Below are 16,853 nucleotides of genomic sequence, written 5' to 3'. Positions count from 1 at the left end.
ATTGTAACTCTCGTTTTTGGATGCTCTATTCGACAGTAACCGATTTCGCGAGATTGCGCGGCTGGTCAACATCGGTGCCTTTAAGCACAGCAACATGATAAGCCAGCAACTGCAGCGGAATACTGTAGACGATGGGTGCTGTGCCCGGATAGATATCTGAAAGAGTAAGGTTCTGGTAGTGATCCAGTCCGATTTCGACCTTGTGATCAGAGAAGAGGAACAGCTCACCACCACGCGCGCGCACCTCCTGAAGATTTGAGAGCACCTTCTCCAGCAGCGGATCATCGGGAAGTGCGCAGACCACCGGCATACTCTCATCAACAAGTGCGAGCGGGCCATGCTTGAGCTCTCCGGCAGGGTAGGCTTCGGCATGGATGTAGGAGATCTCTTTGAGCTTAAGCGCCCCCTCCATGGCAACCGGATAGAAGGCACCACGCCCGAGAAACAGGGCGTTATGCTTATCGGCAAAACCCTCGGCCATCGCTTTTATAGAGTCGCCCAGTTGCAGAACCACCTCAATCTGCCTTGGCAGCGAGTGCAGCTCGTTGACCATCACCTCTTCGGCATCCGATGACAGACCCTTGCGACGGGCAAGTGCGATCATCAGCAGGCGTAGCGCCACCAGCTGCGTGGTAAATGCCTTGGTGGAGGCCACACCAATCTCAGTACCGGCACGGGTCATAAAGCAGACATCCGATTCCCGCACAAGGGAGCTCTCCGGCACATTGCAGACGGTGAGGCTGCCAATATAGCCATTTGAACGACTGTCACGCAGTGCTGCCAGGGTGTCAGCGGTTTCACCCGACTGCGAAATGGTAATCAGAAGTGAATTTTCCGGTACCACCACCTTGCGGTAGCGGTATTCACTGGCCACTTCGACGCTGCAAGGAATACCAATCTCTTCCAACCAGTAGCGTGCAACAAGACCGGCATGATAGCTGGTGCCACAGGCAACAATCTGAACATGTTTGGTCTTATCCAGTAGCGCCGTAGTTTCATGGCCGAAGCTTGCCTCAAGCAGACGCCCTTTATGAATACGCCCCTCCAGCGTCTCAGAGACCACACCGGGCTGCTCATAGATCTCCTTGAGCATATAATGCGCGTACGGCCCCTTATCAACGCTTTCACTGGATAGTTCAGAGGTTTTAACCGGACGCATAACCTGCTCACCATCGCGGGTGAAAATGGTAACGCCATCACGACGCACCTCAGCCACATCCCCCTCTTCAAGGAAGATAAAACTGCGTGTCACCGGAAGCAGAGCGGCAACATCAGATGCAATAAAGTGTTCGCCATCGCCCACGCCAATCACCAGCGGGCTCCCTTCTCGGGTCACAACAATACGATCAGCATCCTCCGGACTGGCGGCAGCAAGGGCGTAGGCACCATCAAGTTCAGCAGCAGTCTCTACAACTGCTGCAAACAGATCCCTGCCCGACTCAAGTTTATCCGCCATCAGATGGGCAATGACTTCGGTATCGGTTTCTGATGTGAATGTGTACCCCTTGGCTATCAGGGCGTCACGTAAGACTGCATGATTTTCAATAATTCCGTTATGAACAACCGCAACCCTGACACCACTCATATGCGGATGGGCATTACGCTCTGCCGGTGCCCCGTGCGTCGCCCAGCGGGTGTGGGCAATGCCGAGATCGCCAACGATATCCGACTGATCTACCAGTGCTTTCAGGGCTTTTACCTTACCGAGAGAACGAAAACGTTTCAGCTCTCCAGCCGCATCCCTGATGGCAACACCGGCAGAGTCATAACCACGATACTCGAGCCGCTGCAGCCCATCCATAAGGGTGGGAAGCACGTTTCTCTTTGCAATAGCTCCAACAATGCCACACATCAGTTGCGATCTTTCTGGGGACGTTTCCAGCCTGCAGCATACTTCTGAGCATTGCGTTCAGAGAGCGTCAGCCCACCGGCTGCCACATTGCGCGTAATCGTACTGCCAGCACCAATGGTTGCATCATCAGCCACCTTCACTGGCGCAACCAACTGGGTATCAGAACCAATAAAGACATTGTTGCCAATCTCAGTCACAAACTTGTTAGCACCATCATAGTTACAGGTAATCGTTCCGGCACCGACATTACATGCTGAACCCATCACAGTATCACCGATATAACTGAGATGGTTCACTTTACTGCCACGTCCAATGACCGATTTCTTGATCTCAACAAAATTACCGATGTGCACCTCTTCATCAAGCTGCGCTTCCGGACGCAGGCGGGCATAAGGGCCGATAATGGCATCAGAGCCGACGCTGGCGCCATGGATGTGACTGAAGGCAAACACATTGACGCGATCATCAAGCCATGCATTGACCAGAACCGCATTAGGGCCAACCCTGCACTCGTCGCCAACATGGGTTGTGCCAATCAGATAGCAGCCGGCCTGAATCACTGTATCAATGCCAATCTTCACACCGGCCTCGATACGCACAGTATCCGGCTTCTCAATTGTCACGCCTCTACGCTGCCACTCTTCAATAATTCGTTTCTGCATCAGCCCTTCGACATGCGCCAGATCTACACGATCATTTACGCCCACCATCTCATCTGAATCATTCATAGCAATGGCAGCCACCGACTGCCCGGCATGCAGAGCCAGCGGCACAATATCCGGCAGGTAATACTCCTCCTGGGCATTGCTGTTACCTATGGCATGCAACAGATCAAACAGCACTTCATGGCGAACACAGTAGATACCACTGCTCACTTCTCCAATCAGTCGCTGCTCATCAGTAGCATCTTTCTGTTCAACAATACTGGTCACGTTACCATTGCCATCTCGAACAATGCGGCCATAACCGAAAGGATTCTCAGGCTTGGCAGTAAGAACCGTCACATCGGTATTGGCCGCCCTGTGTTCATCTACCAGCCGGGCCAGCGTCTCCACACTCAACAGAGGTGTATCGCCACAGACAATCAGCACATCACGAACATCGCGAATCACCTTCTCGCACTGTTTGACGGCATGGCCTGTACCGAGCTGCTTGTCCTGAATCACCCAGTCCAGGTTAACCGGTTGACCGACGTGTGCCCTTACCATCTCGGAGGCATGACCGGTCACCATAGCTATAGCTTTGGGACGCAACGCTTCAACCGTATGCAACACATGATCAATCATCGCCCTGCCCAGAACCTTGTGCAGTACCTTCGGCAGATTGGAACGCATACGCTTGCCTTTACCCGCGGCCAACACACAAACCTGTAAATCAGGATAGTGGAGATTGCTCATAAAATTCCTCCGATAGAATAGTGGCCGCTAACGATAAGGCAGCAACCTGTAGAGATCAAAATAAAAGGTACAGGATTATTCGTTTACAACGAAAAAGGGCCGCACAATGTGCAGCCCTTTAAGATCGTTTGATCGCAATATTATTTCTTTTTCTTCTTCAGCCAGATCAGACGTGCAGTCATCATGGCAAGCTCAGCTTCAGCAGCAGCGTAATCGATATCGTCTTTCTTCGTATCGAGAACCTCTTTGGCTTTACGCTCAGCTTCAACAGCGGCCGCTTCATCAATATCTGAAGCACGCTCTGCAGAGTCAGAGAGAATTGTAATCATATCAGGCTGCACTTCCATGTAGCCGCCTGAAACGAACACCTCATCAACATGATCGCCATTAGTGATGCGGAGTTCACCGGTGGTCAGGGCACTGAGCAGAGGACTATGCTTAGGCAGAATACCGAGTTCACCAGCTGCACCGGGTGCAACAAGAAACTCAGCTTCGCCACGATAGACTTCACGCTCAGCCGTAGCGACCAGCACTTGCATGGTAGAAGCCATTAGCCTTTAGCCGCCATCTTCTCAGCTTTAGCGACGGCCTCTTCGATGCCACCAACCATGTAGAAAGCCTGCTCTGGAAGGTGATCATACTCACCAGCCAGGATTCCTTTAAAGCCTTTAATTGCCTCATCCTTCTTGGCGTATACGCCTGGAGAGCCGGTAAATACTTCAGCAACATGGAATGGCTGAGAGAGGAAACGCTGAATCTTACGTGCGCGGTTCACTGCCATCTTGTCTTCGTCAGAGAGCTCGTCCATACCGAGGATCGCGATGATGTCCTGCAGCTCTTTATAACGCTGCAGCGTTTTCTGAACGCCCTGTGCCACTTCATAGTGCTCAATACCGATAATCTTTGGATCAAGCTGACGGGATGTGGAATCGAGTGGATCCACCGCAGGGTAGATGCCCAGCTCGGCAATCTGACGTGACAGTACGATAGTAGAGTCCAGATGTGCGAAGGTGGTAGCAGGTGCCGGGTCGGTCAAGTCATCCGCAGGTACGTAAACGGCCTGAACAGATGTAATAGAACCGGTCTTGGTAGAAGCAATACGCTCCTGCAGACGGCCCATCTCTTCAGCCAGGTTTGGCTGATAACCCACAGCAGACGGCATACGTCCCAGCAGTGCAGATACTTCCACACCAGCCAGTGAGTAGCGGTAGATGTTGTCGATGAAGATCAGTACGTCGAGTCCCTGCTCACGGAAATACTCAGCCATAGTCAGGCCGGTAAGTGCAACACGCAGACGGTTGCCTGGAGGCTCATTCATCTGACCATAAACAAGTGCAACCTTGTCCAGTACGTTGGACTCTTTCATTTCATAGTAGAAGTCGTTGCCTTCACGGGTACGCTCACCAACACCAGCGAATACGGAGAAACCGCCGTGTGCTTTCGCGATGTTATTGATCAGCTCCATCATGTTAACGGTTTTACCAACGCCGGCACCACCGAACAGACCAACCTTACCACCCTTGGCAATAGGCGCCATCAGGTCGATTACTTTGATGCCTGTTTCAAGAATCTCAGCTGCAGGAGAGAGCTCTTCAAAAGTAGGTGCAGCGCGGTGAATTTCCCAGCGGTCTTCGGAATCAACGGCTTCGCCTTCGAAGTCGATGCCTTCGCCGAGTACGTTCATGATTCGGCCAAGCGTAGCCTTACCAACAGGAACAGTAATCGCTGCGCCGGTATCATCAGCTGTCATACCACGCTTGAGGCCATCTGTTGCACCGAGCGCAATGGTACGAACGGTGTTATCACCGAGATGCTGCTGAACTTCCAGTGTCAGCTTTGGATCTGACATTTTCAGAGCGTTATAAATTTTTGGCAGCTCACCAGCGTTGAAGCGGATGTCCACTACCGGACCGATCACCTGGACAATAGTTCCTGTACTCATTTTCTGACCTCTCCTAAAAATCTAAACTGTTAACCAGCCGCAGCCGCGCCGGCACAAATCTCTGCCAACTCCTGCGTGATGGCGGCCTGACGGGCCTTGTTGTATGTGATTTTAAGATCACCAACAATATCTTTTGCATTATCAGTTGCAGCTTTCATCGCAACCATACGTGCCGACTGTTCGCATGCCTTGTTTTCCAGTACCGCATGATAAACCAGTGACTCTACATAACGACGCAGAACGCCTTCGAGAACATCCTTAGCCTCTGGCTCGTAGAGATAATCCCAGTAACCAGATTTCTCTTCATGCTCAGGAAGCGGACATGGCATCAGGCGCATTGTAGTCGGGCTCTGAGTCATGGTATTAACAAACTCGCTGAACACCAGATGCACCTCATCCAGTTCGCCTGAGATGTACTTCTCGATAGCCAGCGTTACAACACCGAGAATGTCAGCAAGTTCAGGCGTGTCAGAAATATTCTCTGCAACACCACTGATCTGTGCGCCGACACGTTTCATGAACAGGCCTGCGCGCTTACCGATGGTAAACACTTCAATGCCGGCAGTCTGAGCTTTCATCAGAACAATCGCCTCTTTCAAGGCGTTGGTATTGAGGCCGCCACAGAGACCCTTATCGGTAGTTACAACAATGATACCTACCTTTTTGATCTCTTCGCGCTCTACAAGAAACGGATGCTGATACTCAGCATGCGCGCTCATCATGTTACCAACAATACGTCTGACACCTTCAGCATAAGAACGAGCAGAAACTACACGATCCTGTGCCTTACGCATCTTGGATGCGGCAACCATCTCCATCGCCTTGGTAATTTTACCAGTGTTCTGGATTGCTCCGATCTGAGTACGAATTTCCTTAGCTGAAGCCACAATAGACCCCTATCAGTACGTGCCGGTTGACTTAAAGTCAGCGACAGCTTTCTGCAGACCCTCTTCAACCTGCTCGTTCAGTGCCGGTGTAGCATTCAGCCCTTCAACCAGAGTTGAACACTGGGAATTCAGGAATGCCAGGTATGCTTTCTGGAAGGCTACAATCTTGTTCACTGCAACATCATCAAGATCGCCGTTGTTCAGTGCGTAGAGTACTGCAGTCATCTCAGCTACAGACTGTGGATTATTCTCGTCCTGCTTGAGGATCTCCATACCGCGCTTACCACGCTCGATCTGCTGACGAGTTGCCTCATCAAGATCGGATGCGAACTGAGCGAATGCAGCCAGCTCACGATACTGAGCCAGATCAAGACGCAGACCACCACCAACTTTCTTCATCGCTTTAGTCTGAGCAGCACCACCAACTCGTGATACAGAAAGACCTGCGTTAATTGCCGGACGCTGACCTGCGTTAAACAGACTGGTTTCGAGGAAGATCTGACCATCAGTAATAGAGATTACGTTGGTAGGAACGAATGCAGACACGTCGCCTTCCTGAGTCTCAATGATTGGCAGAGCAGTCAATGAACCAGTTTTTCCGGTTACCGCACCGTTGGTGAACTTCTCAACGTAGGTTGCATCAACACGGGAAGCGCGCTCCAGAAGACGGGAGTGCAGATAGAATACGTCACCAGGATATGCTTCACGACCCGGAGGACGACGCAGGATCAGGGAAACCTGACGGTAAGCCCATGCCTGTTTAGTCAGATCATCATAAACGATCAGTGCATCTTCACCGCGATCACGGAAGTATTCGCCCATGGTGCAACCTGAGTAAGGTGCAATATACTGCAGCGCTGCAGACTCAGAAGCGGTGGCGGAGACGATAATGGTATTATCCAGTGCGCCATGCTCTTTCAGTGTACGTACAACTGTTGCAACAGTAGAAGCTTTCTGACCGACGGCCACGTATACACATGTTACGCCAGTAGACTTCTGATTGATGATGGTATCGATTGCGATTGCAGTCTTACCAGTCTGACGGTCACCAATGATCAGCTCACGCTGGCCACGACCAACAGGAACCATGGAGTCGATTGCTTTAATACCGGTCTGAAGCGGCTGATCCACAGATTTACGTTCGATAACGCCTGGTGCGATCTTCTCAACAGCATCAAAGCCTGATGCATTGATCGGGCCCTTACCATCAATAGGCTGACCCAGCGCGTTAACTACGCGACCTTTCAGTTCAGGACCAACCGGAACCTCAAAGATTTTGCCAGTACATTTGACTTCGTCGCCTTCGCCCAATGACGTGAACTCACCGAAGATAACAGCACCAACACTGTCCTCTTCAAGGTTGAGCACCATTCCCATGATGCCACCCGGGAATTCAAGCATTTCGCCTGCCATTGCCCCGGAGAGACCATGAATGAGCGCAACGCCATCACCAACGGAGATGATCTGACCAACATTGGCATCAGCAGCAGCGGCTTCAAAACCCTTGATCTGTTCTTTAATGATCGAACTAATTTCTGCGGTATCGAGCTTCATACGTATATTCCTCTAATACTCAATCTGTTTGCTTACGATGCCAGTTCACGGCGCAGGCCGTTCAACTTCGTACGCAACGAATAATCAATTTTGCGGTCGCCAATTCGAACAACCAGCCCACCAAGAATAGACTTATCCTCGGAGACCTTAATGCGAACCTTCTTACCAGTAGATGCTGTCAGAGCAGCAGTCAGCTTCTCCTGCAGGGCAGGATCAATGGAAGTCGCAACAACAACATCAGCTTCAAGTTCACTCTCAGCCTGATGCAGCATCTCTTCTACCAATGCGTGAATCTCAGGAAGCAGAGACTCTTTGCCGCGTGCTGCAAGCATGCCAACAAGAGAATCTATTTCGCCAGAGATGTCACCGGCAACTTTTACAATAACCTGCTTCTTGAGAGTGGCAGGATATTCCGGTGAAGCCAGAAGCACTGCTACCTCGTCAGCAGAGGCAGCTGCAGCAACCTTCTCCAGATCAGCACGCAGATCGGTGCCCTCCTGAATCAGATCAAACAGTGCGCGTGCGTAGCGACGAGATATCTGTGAAGTGCTCATGCGTTACCAAACCCGCGGCTTACAATGCCTTCAACCAGTGTGGCGTGGCGACTTGCATCCAGCTCGGATTCAACCACACGTTCAGCAGCCAGCATCGCAATGCCTGCAACTTCTGCGCGAAGTGTCTGACGGGCACGATTCAACTCGGCGCCTACTTCATCGCGTGCAGCGTCAACAATCTGCTGAGCCTCTTCACGCGCCTTGACGACTGCCTCTTCATTGATTTCGGCTGAACGCTTCTCAGCTGATGCAATGATCTCAACAGCCTTGGTGCGAGCCTCTTTCAGCTGCTCAGCAATCTCAACTTCGGCCTTGGCCTTGGCTTCGTTACCGGCATCTGCTGCGGCAAGACCATCAGCGATCTTCTGAGAGCGTGCTTCCATCAGATCAATCATTGGCCCATACAGGTACTTCCTCATCAGAACTACCAGCGTCAGGAAAATAACAATCTGACCGATAAATGTCAGGTCTAAACTCATACGACCTCCTCTTTAAATTCCAATGTTCTTTCTATTAACCCAGGAATGGGTTTGCGAACAGGAACCACAGAGCGAAAGCCATGACGATGAATGGGAAAGACTCCATCAAACCTGCAAAGATGAACATGTTAAACATCAACTGTGGGCGCATTTCTGGCTGACGAGAGATACCTTCGAGAGCCTTCGAGCAGATAAGACCCCAGCCAATTGCAGAACCCATGCCTGCAGCAGCCAAGATAATGCCGACCGAAATTGCGGTTGCAGCTGTGATGATTGTTGTTGCGTCCATATTTATATACTCCTATCGTTATAAATAATTAGTGCTCTGCCGGTTGGTGCGCAATAGACAGATACACCACCGTAAGAATCATGAAAATAAATGCCTGCAGAAGACCGATAAACAGATGGAATATCGTCCATGCCAGACCAACGAAGAAACCTGCAGCCATGCCGACAGCTCCGCCACCCAGCAGCAGGAAAGCGATCAGCAGAAAGATAACCTCTCCGGCAAACATGTTACCAAAGAGTCGGAAGGAGAGTGACAATGGTTTAGCCACCTCTTCTACAAGTTTCAAAATAAGATTAATTGGCATCACAATCGGCTTCAGGAATCCAGGAACCAGATTTGTGAACGGCTCCATAAGAAGCTCTTTACAGAAGTGAACCGGCTTGAGCTTAAACTCATAGTACAGCACCAGAACAAAGACAGAGACGGCCATAGCAGCAGGCAGATTCAAGTCGTTGGTCGGAACCGGACGGAAGTGCTCAACACCAAAGAGGTGGGCGACATTACCCAGCAGAAAGGCCGGAAGAATATCAATGGTATTGATCAGCGCGATAAAGACAAAAACAGTAAACGCCAATGGCGCAATCAACGGATTATGTACAGGGAAGTTGTCTTTTACAGTCTGGTCGACAAAACCGACCACAGACTCCATCGCGTTCTGGGCACCGCTGGGAGCCCCGCTCACAAGCCTGCCTTTCAGCCACAGCGCGAAGCCAAACATAAGCCCGGCAACAACAAGTGAAACAAGCATAGTATCCATATGGATCTGCATGAATGGATTGGATTCATCAAGCTTAACAGTCCAATACTGCAGATGGCCGGCAATTCCGCCGTCGCCGTGACTCTGATCAGCCAAGTCCCCCTCCTTTGTACTCTTTTCTTATTCCTGCCAGCGCAGTGGCAAAAACAACTGCCTGCGCCAGAAAAACTCCAACAGCCACCACCAAGAGGTGCAGCCCCGCAAGATAAGCCAGCATCAAGCCGGCAATCAGTGCGGCAAACCTAAGCACCGCTCCAACATAGAGCGAGCGCTTGCCAGCATCAGCATCCAATCCGCGAGTCCTGTCCAGTCGCCTGGCAAGCCAGATTGAATTCACTACCATCATGGCTACGCCATATAGAAGTGACAGTGCCGAGCCAGTCTGATCAAATAGCAACAGACCGACAAAACCAAGAACTCCGATCACTATCTGCAGGCGAACCATGAGTCCAATTGCAGATTCTTTTAGCAAAGACATGGATGCCTCATTTGATCAGACGAGTATAGAGAACGTGCAAACCCTCTCCCTCGATTCGTGCGGTGGCGCATTGTAGCTAAACGGCCACCTCTGATCAAGCTAAAAATCCCGTTCCGGGAAGTTAATCACAACAACCCATACAGAAACAGGATCGATAGAATAACCTGCCACTGCAGAAGCCTGCAGCGTTAAACCAAACCAACAAGCGCCTGACGGCAAAGCTCAAACAGAGCGTCAGGAAACAGCCCTAAAAACACGATGGTTACGGCTGTTACAAATACAGTTGCCTGCATCGGTCTGCTTTCAATAAAGTTAAATGCCACGCGCTCTTCATCAAAGTAGATATATTTCACAACTCGCAGATAGTAGAACGCACCCACAGCTGAGAAGAGCAGCGCATAGAGAACCAGATAGAGGTGCCCCGCCTCAACAGCAGCCATAAACACAACATACTTGGCCCAGAAGCCACCCAGGAATGGAATACCAGCCATGGAGAACATGAACAGGCCCATTGCCAGTGCATAACCCGGCCTTACCTTGGAGAGACCTGCAAAATCATCAAGCAGCTCACCCTGAATACCTTCACGGCGCATCAGAATGATGACAGCAAACACACCCATGGTCATTACCAGATAGATTGAGAGATAGACCAGAATTCCTGAGAAACCGGCAGGTGAGCCCGCTATCAGACCCATCATAATAAAACCGACATGGCCAACGGTCGAGTAAGCCAGCATGCGCTTTATATTACGTTGCGCAATAGCCGCCAGATTACCTACCGCGATAGTCAACACCGCAACACCAATCAGAATAGACTGATACTCATGCTGTAGTGCTGGCAAAAGGTCAGCAACGATACGCATAAAGATGACAAATCCTGCCACCTTCGGTGCTACCGACATAAAGGCAGTGACCGGTGTTGGTGCTCCCTCATAGGCATCTGGTGTCCACATGTGGAACGGTGCCATTGAGACCTTGAAACCGAGACCGGCGATCAGGAAGACCATGCCCAGCATCACAGCTGCGGTCGCATCACCCTCGGCATGGGCAAGCTTCTCACCCATAACAGCAAAATCGAAACTGCCGGTCACCCCGTAGAGGAAGGTGATACCATACAGCAACATTCCCGATGAGAGTGCGCCAAGTATGAAATATTTGAGAGCCGCCTCATTGGCACGCAGCACTTCACGCTGATAGGCAACGAGCACATAGACGCAGAGAGCCATCAGCTCCAGACCAAGGTACATGGTAACGAAGTTGTTGGATGAAACCATCAGCATCATACCGAGCATGGCAAACAGCATCAGAACATAGTATTCACCGATATGCTTCTCATTTTTCATATATTCGAGAGAGAGAATCATACCCAGCGCGGTTGCGACATAGATCAGGAACTTACTGAACACCGCAAAGGAGTCGAAGACAAAGAAGCCGTAGAAGGCGACCAGAGGATCGGGCCCCTGCAGTGACCATGTGGCAACACCGGCAGCTACAGTTGTGGCGATAGCCAGATAGGCTGTTGTCTTGCTGCCCTTGGCAACAAAGACGTCAAACAGCAGCAGGAACATCGCCATGATCGCAACGATCATTTCAGGCATCAGCGTGATCAGATGATCAGGAAAAGGGAACGGGAAAGTCACATTAGCCATGATTTATATTCCTCAATGATGCACAGCATCTAGTGCAGGCATCGCCTGAACCAGTGCGGCAGCTGCATCCAGCTTACTTGTTGTGGCTTGAGCAATCAGATGCTCAACTGACACATGTAAAATATCCAGGAACGGCAACGGATAGAAACCCATCCAGAGGGTCAGCAGCATAAGCGGCACAAAGTAACCGAACTCACGCGCTGTCATATCTTTCATCGATTTCACCGAATCCTTAACCAGATCACCCATCACGACGCGCTTGTACATCCAGAGCGTATAACAGGCTGAGAGCACCACGCTACTGGTAGCGGCGATAGCAACCCACTTGGTTGATACATCCATATAGACCGGATTGGCCTCAAAGGTGCCGATCAGCACCATGATCTCACCAACAAATGCTGATGCTCCGGGAAGAGCCACGTTAGCCATACAGAAGAAGAGCATGACAGCCGCGAATACCGGCATCACATTCACTACACCTCCGTAATCACCAATCTCACGCGTATGCAGTCGATCATACATCACACCAACACAGAGGAAGAGCGCTGCGGCCACAAAACCGTGAGAGATCATACCGATCACCGCACCCTCAACCGCTGCCTGAGTAAACATAAAGGTACCCAGTGTCACAAAACCCATATGTGCGATCGATGAGTAAGCGATCAGACGTTTCATATCTGTCTGCATCATGGCAACCAGCGAGATGTAGACAATGGCAACCAGTGAGAGCGCAACCATAAACGGCACGAAATATTGTGAGGCATCAGGCAGCATCGGCAGAGAGAAGCGCAGGAAGCCGTAAGCACCCATCTTCAGCAGAATACCTGCCAGAATCACCGAACCGGCTGTTGGTGCTTCAGTATGTGCATCAGGCAGCCATGTGTGAACCGGCCACATCGGCACTTTCACAGCAAAGGCGATAAAGAAGGCGATGAAGATCCAGATCTGCCACTCAAGATTGAACGGGTAGTCCATGAAAGCGAGAAGACTGAATGTTTTACCCGCCTCAAAATACATCGCCAACAATGCAATCAGCATCAGTACAGAACCGGCAAGTGTATAGAGGAAGAATTTCAGTGTGGCATAAACACGGTTTTTACCACCCCAGATACCGATAATAAGGTACATCGGAATCAGCAGCGCTTCCCAGAAGAAGTAGAAAAGCACCGCATCCAACGCTGCAAACACACCAATCAGTGTGGTCTCCAGCACCAGGAAGGCGATCATGTACTCTTTTACACGGCTCTGAATGCAACGCCAGGCAGAGATAATGCAGACCACAGTCAGGAAGCTGGTCAGCACGATAAACGGCATGGAGATGCCATCCACGCCCAGCTGATAATTGATATTAAATGAAGAGATCCACGGTGCAAACTCTTCAAACTGCATGTGAGATGTAGTCTCATCAAACATAAACACCAGAGGCAGTGTGACGATAAATGCAGCTATCGATACAGCCAGGCTTGCCCAGCGTACAGCATCATCACCCTTAACGAAGAGCCAGATCACCAGCGCGCCTGCAAGCGGCAGGAAGATGCTCAGCGAGAGAATCGGAAAGTCCAGAACGTTATGCAACTCCATTTCTCTCCCCTTAAGCCTTCAGCAACAGATAGGTCAGCAGCACAAATACTCCGCTCACCATCGCAAATGCGTAGTGGTATACAAAACCGGTCTGCATAGCCCGCATGCGTGCCGCACCGGCAACAATGTTATCGATAATACCTTTATGAATCGCACCCTTGTCGATGATCCCAAGGTCGCCGCGCTGCCAGAGGAAGGTACCAAGAGAGCGAGCCGGACGAATAAATATCTTCTCGTAGAGCTCATCCCAGTACCACTTGTTGAGCAGGAAGGTGTAGATCGGACCGGAAGCTGCAGCAATCTTCGCTGGCATCGTGGTCTGTTTGAAGTACATGAAGTAAGCCAGTCCGATGCCGCCCAGTGCAAGCCAGAATGGCAGCGTGAATGGTGCATGCAATATCATGCCGAGGGCACCGTGAACACCACCATCAGCAGCCATAACCATCAGCGGGTTATGTGCATCCATGACAAAGATCGCATCACCGAAGTAACCGTTAAGCACTTCAGGGTTGGCAATATCCAGCACAGTCACACCCCAGATGCCGGAACCAACCGCGCCAACAGCGAGAATCATCAGCGGGATTGTGATCACTTTTGGAGACTCATGCAGGTGACCCTTGGCATGTGGATCAACACGATCAGAGTTGTGGAAGGTGAGGAAGAACATACGGAAGGTGTAGAAGGCGGTCATGAATACACCGGTCAACACAGCGAAGGTTGCAAAGCTGCCAACCCAGCCATACTCGGTGAACTCACGTGCCATGGTTGCTTCAATAATCAGATCCTTGGAGAAGAAGCCTGCAAATGGCGGCACACCGGCCAGCGCCAGTGCTGCCAGCAACATGGTAATGTAGGTGACCGGCATATATTTGCGTAGCTGCCCCATCTTGCGGATATCCTGCTCTGCCATCACCGCGTGAATCACAGAACCTGCAGCCAGGAAGAGAAGCGCTTTAAAGTAGGCGTGCGTCATCAGATGGAAGATCGACGCTGAGTAGGCGGAGACACCCAGGCCGACAAACATGTAGCCGAGCTGTGAACAGGTCGAGTATGCAATCACCCGTTTAATATCATTCTGCACCAGACCGATGGTCGCACACATCCAGGCGGTAATCGCACCCACCAGTGTCACAACAACCAGCGCCGTCTCAGAGAATTCAAACATCGGGGAGAGACGTGCCACCATGAACACACCGGCAGTCACCATCGTTGCCGCATGGATCAGTGCCGAGATCGGCGTTGGGCCCTCCATGGAGTCAGGCAGCCAGACATGCAGTGGCACCTGACCCGATTTACCCATAGCACCAACGAACAGAGCCAGACAGATAAAGGTGATGGCCGCAACCTCCCAACCCATAAAGCCGAGTGTGACGTTCTGAGCAACAAAATCAGGCGTCATGGCAAATACAGTCTTGTATTCAACCGAGCCGTAGTAGTACCAGATAGCCAGAATACCGACAGCAAAGCCGAAGTCGCCAACACGGTTGACGATAAATGCTTTCATCGCAGCGTAGTTGGCACTCTCACGCTTGAACCAGAAACCGATCAGCAGGTAGGAGAAGAGACCCACAGCCTCCCAACCGAAGAAGAGGGTGAAGAAGTTGTTACCCATCACCAGCACCAGCATCGAGAAGGTGAAGGCAGAGATATAAGCGAAGAATCGCGGATAACCCGGATCACCGTGCATATAACCGATGGTGTAGATATGCACACAGGCCGAAACAACGGTCACAGTAACCATCATAATCGTTGTCAGGCGGTCAATCAGCAGCCCTACAGGCACCACGAAATCGCCTGCGATCATCCAGGTCCAGAGGTTGCCATGGAACGAGGCACCAGCCAGAACCTGAGTAAAGACATGGATTGAGAGCAATGCGGACAGGATGACAAAGCCAGAGGTGATCGAATGCGCCATTCTCTCTTTCATGGCCCAGCCGAACAGGCCGGCAATCATCGCACCGATCAGCGGCAGCGCGGGAATAGCGAGCAGCTCAGTCGTACTCAGTGTTAATGCGGTCTCTTGCACTGGAACTCCCCCTTATCCCTGCAACGTGTTGATATCTTCGATATCGATCGAGCGACGTAGTCGATAGAACGAAACGAGAATCGCAAGGCCTACTGCCACTTCACAGGCAGCAACCGTCAACACGAAAAATACAAATATCTGACCCGAGAGGTCATTCAGATAGTGTGAAAACGCTACAAAGTTGATATTCACAGCCAACAGCATCAGCTCGATACACATCAGTATGGTAATCACATTCTTTCGATTCAAAAACAGGCCTATCACACCCAGAGAAAACAGGGCTGCGGCTACGATTAGATAGTCAGATAGTCCAATCATCACATACTCACCTTACGCACACGATCTTCTCTGCGCACCTTCACCTGTGCAGACATATTCTGATACTTGGCGTCCTTACGCTCACGGATGGTCAGCACGACCGCGCCGATCAGCGCCACCAACAGAATAATCGCTGCAATTTCGAAACCGAGCAGGTATCTGGTATAGAGAATCTGGCCGATCTCCTTGGTATTATTCACTTCCTGACCCATGTGTGTCACAGCACCCATTGCGCTCTCGGCAAACACACCGGAACTGGAGGCTGCGATAAACTCAATCATCAGCACCACAGCGATCATGCCACCCAGCGGCAGATACTGCAGGAAACCTTCACGCAGTTTTGCCGCGTTCACCTCAAGCATCATGATCACAAACATGAACAGCACCATCACAGCGCCCACATAGATCAGAATAAGAATGATACCGAGGAACTCCGCATCAAGCAGGAAGAAGAGGCCTGAAGCATTGAAGAAACAGAAAATAAGGAACATCACCGAATGCATGGTGTTGCGCGCCAGCACCACCCCCATGCCGGAGAGCACAGACATGCCGCCAAACATGTAAAAAAACGCGGTTTCGAGCATCTTTCCTCCTAATTCCCGCGCTTAACTGTAGCGCGCATCAGCAGCGAGATTCGCTGCGATCTGTTTCTCATAACGGTCACCATTGGCAAGAAGCATCTTTTTGTCGTAGTAGAGCTCTGCACGCGTTTCACATGCATACTCAAACTCCTGTGTTTCAACAATCGCATCAACCGGACACGCCTCCTGACAGAAGCCACAATAGATGCATTTTGAAAAGTCGATATCGTAACGGGTAGTTCGACGCGAACCATCATCACGCTCTTCCGATTCAATCCAGATCGCTGTTGCAGGGCAGACCACTTCACACAGCTTACATGCGATACAGCGCTCTTCACCGGACTCATAACGACGCAACGCATGCAGACCACGGAAACGCGGTGAGAGCGGCGTCTTCTGCTCCGGATACTCAACCGTAATCTTCTTCTTGAACAGGTAACGACCTGTCACCGAGAGACCGATCAGAAGCTCCCAAAGGAACCATGTTTTAAAAGCTCGTTTCAGCATGC

17 protein-coding genes are annotated in these 16,853 nt (G+C 51.0%); all 17 read right to left on the bottom strand.

Annotation, left to right across the window (positions count from 1 at the left end):
- Window positions 1-25: 25 nt before the first annotated feature.
- The 17 genes from glmS to nuoI all read right to left on the bottom strand — a co-directional run bounded on the left by glmS (window position 26) and on the right by nuoI (window position 16,851).
- Window positions 26-1,852 (bottom strand): glutamine--fructose-6-phosphate transaminase (isomerizing), encoded by a 1,827-nt coding sequence (glmS, locus tag F3F93_RS04095; protein WP_176957903.1) that lies wholly within the window; start codon window positions 1,850-1,852, stop codon window positions 26-28.
- Entirely contained in the window at window positions 1,852-3,249 is a 1,398-nt protein-coding gene (glmU, locus tag F3F93_RS04090) for a bifunctional UDP-N-acetylglucosamine diphosphorylase/glucosamine-1-phosphate N-acetyltransferase GlmU (RefSeq protein WP_176957902.1), read from the bottom strand. The genes glmS and glmU overlap by 1 nt, the downstream gene beginning before the upstream one ends.
- A gap of 140 nt (window positions 3,250-3,389) precedes the next feature.
- Window positions 3,390-3,800 (bottom strand): F0F1 ATP synthase subunit epsilon, encoded by a 411-nt coding sequence (locus tag F3F93_RS04085; RefSeq protein ID WP_176957901.1) that lies wholly within the window; start codon window positions 3,798-3,800, stop codon window positions 3,390-3,392.
- On the bottom strand, window positions 3,800-5,191 hold the full coding sequence (atpD, locus tag F3F93_RS04080) for a F0F1 ATP synthase subunit beta (RefSeq protein WP_176957900.1): 1,392 nt from the start codon (window positions 5,189-5,191) through the stop codon (window positions 3,800-3,802). The genes F3F93_RS04085 and atpD overlap by 1 nt, the downstream gene beginning before the upstream one ends.
- A 29-nt stretch (window positions 5,192-5,220) precedes the next feature.
- Window positions 5,221-6,078: a F0F1 ATP synthase subunit gamma gene (gene atpG, locus F3F93_RS04075; protein WP_176957899.1), complete on the bottom strand. Its 858-nt coding sequence runs from the start codon at window positions 6,076-6,078 to the stop codon at window positions 5,221-5,223.
- Between the two features lie 12 nt (window positions 6,079-6,090).
- A complete protein-coding gene (gene atpA, locus F3F93_RS04070; protein WP_176957898.1) occupies window positions 6,091-7,632 on the bottom strand; it encodes a F0F1 ATP synthase subunit alpha in 1,542 nt (513 codons plus the stop codon).
- Window positions 7,633-7,664: 32 nt separating this feature from the next.
- Window positions 7,665-8,186: an ATP synthase F1 subunit delta gene (atpH, locus tag F3F93_RS04065; protein WP_176957897.1), complete on the bottom strand. Its 522-nt coding sequence runs from the start codon at window positions 8,184-8,186 to the stop codon at window positions 7,665-7,667.
- A complete protein-coding gene (locus tag F3F93_RS04060) occupies window positions 8,183-8,665 on the bottom strand; it encodes a F0F1 ATP synthase subunit B (RefSeq protein ID WP_176957896.1) in 483 nt (160 codons plus the stop codon). Before F3F93_RS04060 ends, atpH begins: the two co-directional genes overlap by 4 nt.
- A gap of 34 nt (window positions 8,666-8,699) precedes the next feature.
- Complete coding sequence (gene atpE, locus F3F93_RS04055; RefSeq protein ID WP_100276849.1) at window positions 8,700-8,954, bottom strand: F0F1 ATP synthase subunit C; 255 nt, start codon at window positions 8,952-8,954, stop codon at window positions 8,700-8,702.
- A 28-nt stretch (window positions 8,955-8,982) separates the two neighbouring features.
- Window positions 8,983-9,807, bottom strand: a complete 825-nt coding sequence (gene atpB, locus F3F93_RS04050) for a F0F1 ATP synthase subunit A (protein ID WP_176957895.1) — start codon at window positions 9,805-9,807, stop codon at window positions 8,983-8,985.
- Window positions 9,800-10,189: an ATP synthase subunit I gene (locus F3F93_RS04045; protein ID WP_176957894.1), complete on the bottom strand. Its 390-nt coding sequence runs from the start codon at window positions 10,187-10,189 to the stop codon at window positions 9,800-9,802. Before F3F93_RS04045 ends, atpB begins: the two co-directional genes overlap by 8 nt.
- A gap of 188 nt (window positions 10,190-10,377) precedes the next feature.
- The gene (locus tag F3F93_RS04040; protein WP_176957893.1) at window positions 10,378-11,838 is read right to left on the bottom strand and encodes an NADH-quinone oxidoreductase subunit N; all 1,461 of its coding nucleotides are present in this window, start codon (window positions 11,836-11,838) and stop codon (window positions 10,378-10,380) included.
- A gap of 12 nt (window positions 11,839-11,850) precedes the next feature.
- Window positions 11,851-13,419 carry an NADH-quinone oxidoreductase subunit M gene (locus F3F93_RS04035; protein WP_176957892.1) on the bottom strand — a complete coding sequence of 523 codons (1,569 nt, stop codon included), beginning with the start codon at window positions 13,417-13,419 and terminating at the stop codon, window positions 11,851-11,853.
- A gap of 10 nt (window positions 13,420-13,429) precedes the next feature.
- Complete coding sequence (gene nuoL, locus F3F93_RS04030; protein ID WP_176957891.1) at window positions 13,430-15,445, bottom strand: NADH-quinone oxidoreductase subunit L; 2,016 nt, start codon at window positions 15,443-15,445, stop codon at window positions 13,430-13,432.
- Between the two features lie 12 nt (window positions 15,446-15,457).
- Window positions 15,458-15,763 carry an NADH-quinone oxidoreductase subunit NuoK gene (gene nuoK, locus F3F93_RS04025; protein ID WP_176957890.1) on the bottom strand — a complete coding sequence of 102 codons (306 nt, stop codon included), beginning with the start codon at window positions 15,761-15,763 and terminating at the stop codon, window positions 15,458-15,460.
- Complete coding sequence (locus tag F3F93_RS04020) at window positions 15,763-16,347, bottom strand: NADH-quinone oxidoreductase subunit J (protein WP_176957889.1); 585 nt, start codon at window positions 16,345-16,347, stop codon at window positions 15,763-15,765. The genes nuoK and F3F93_RS04020 overlap by 1 nt, the downstream gene beginning before the upstream one ends.
- A gap of 21 nt (window positions 16,348-16,368) precedes the next feature.
- On the bottom strand, window positions 16,369-16,851 hold the full coding sequence (nuoI, locus tag F3F93_RS04015) for an NADH-quinone oxidoreductase subunit NuoI (protein ID WP_176957888.1): 483 nt from the start codon (window positions 16,849-16,851) through the stop codon (window positions 16,369-16,371).
- Window positions 16,852-16,853 lie beyond the last annotated feature (2 nt).

The sequence above is a fragment of the Mariprofundus sp. KV genome, assembly GCF_013387475.1.
Classification (GTDB): Bacteria; Pseudomonadota; Zetaproteobacteria; order Mariprofundales; family Mariprofundaceae; genus Mariprofundus.
This window is presented reverse-complemented; position numbering and strand designations above follow the sequence as displayed.

What these genes read in the sequence shown, in the direction of transcription:
- F3F93_RS04045 (WP_176957894.1), bottom strand. Translation starts at nt 10,189, where the DNA reads ATGTCTTTGCTAAAAGAATCTGCAATTGGACTCATGGTTCGCCTGCAG.
- glmS (WP_176957903.1), bottom strand. Translation starts at nt 1,852, where the DNA reads ATGTGTGGCATTGTTGGAGCTATTGCAAAGAGAAACGTGCTTCCCACC.
- F3F93_RS04020 (WP_176957889.1), bottom strand. Translation starts at nt 16,347, where the DNA reads ATGCTCGAAACCGCGTTTTTTTACATGTTTGGCGGCATGTCTGTGCTC.
- F3F93_RS04035 (WP_176957892.1), bottom strand. Translation starts at nt 13,419, where the DNA reads ATGGAGTTGCATAACGTTCTGGACTTTCCGATTCTCTCGCTGAGCATC.
- F3F93_RS04040 (WP_176957893.1), bottom strand. Translation starts at nt 11,838, where the DNA reads ATGGCTAATGTGACTTTCCCGTTCCCTTTTCCTGATCATCTGATCACG.
- F3F93_RS04060 (WP_176957896.1), bottom strand. Translation starts at nt 8,665, where the DNA reads ATGAGTTTAGACCTGACATTTATCGGTCAGATTGTTATTTTCCTGACG.
- atpE (WP_100276849.1), bottom strand. Translation starts at nt 8,954, where the DNA reads ATGGACGCAACAACAATCATCACAGCTGCAACCGCAATTTCGGTCGGC.
- nuoI (WP_176957888.1), bottom strand. Translation starts at nt 16,851, where the DNA reads ATGCTGAAACGAGCTTTTAAAACATGGTTCCTTTGGGAGCTTCTGATC.
- atpD (WP_176957900.1), bottom strand. Translation starts at nt 5,191, where the DNA reads ATGAGTACAGGAACTATTGTCCAGGTGATCGGTCCGGTAGTGGACATC.
- glmU (WP_176957902.1), bottom strand. Translation starts at nt 3,249, where the DNA reads ATGAGCAATCTCCACTATCCTGATTTACAGGTTTGTGTGTTGGCCGCG.
- F3F93_RS04085 (WP_176957901.1), bottom strand. Translation starts at nt 3,800, where the DNA reads ATGGCTTCTACCATGCAAGTGCTGGTCGCTACGGCTGAGCGTGAAGTC.
- atpH (WP_176957897.1), bottom strand. Translation starts at nt 8,186, where the DNA reads ATGAGCACTTCACAGATATCTCGTCGCTACGCACGCGCACTGTTTGAT.
- atpA (WP_176957898.1), bottom strand. Translation starts at nt 7,632, where the DNA reads ATGAAGCTCGATACCGCAGAAATTAGTTCGATCATTAAAGAACAGATC.
- nuoK (WP_176957890.1), bottom strand. Translation starts at nt 15,763, where the DNA reads ATGATTGGACTATCTGACTATCTAATCGTAGCCGCAGCCCTGTTTTCT.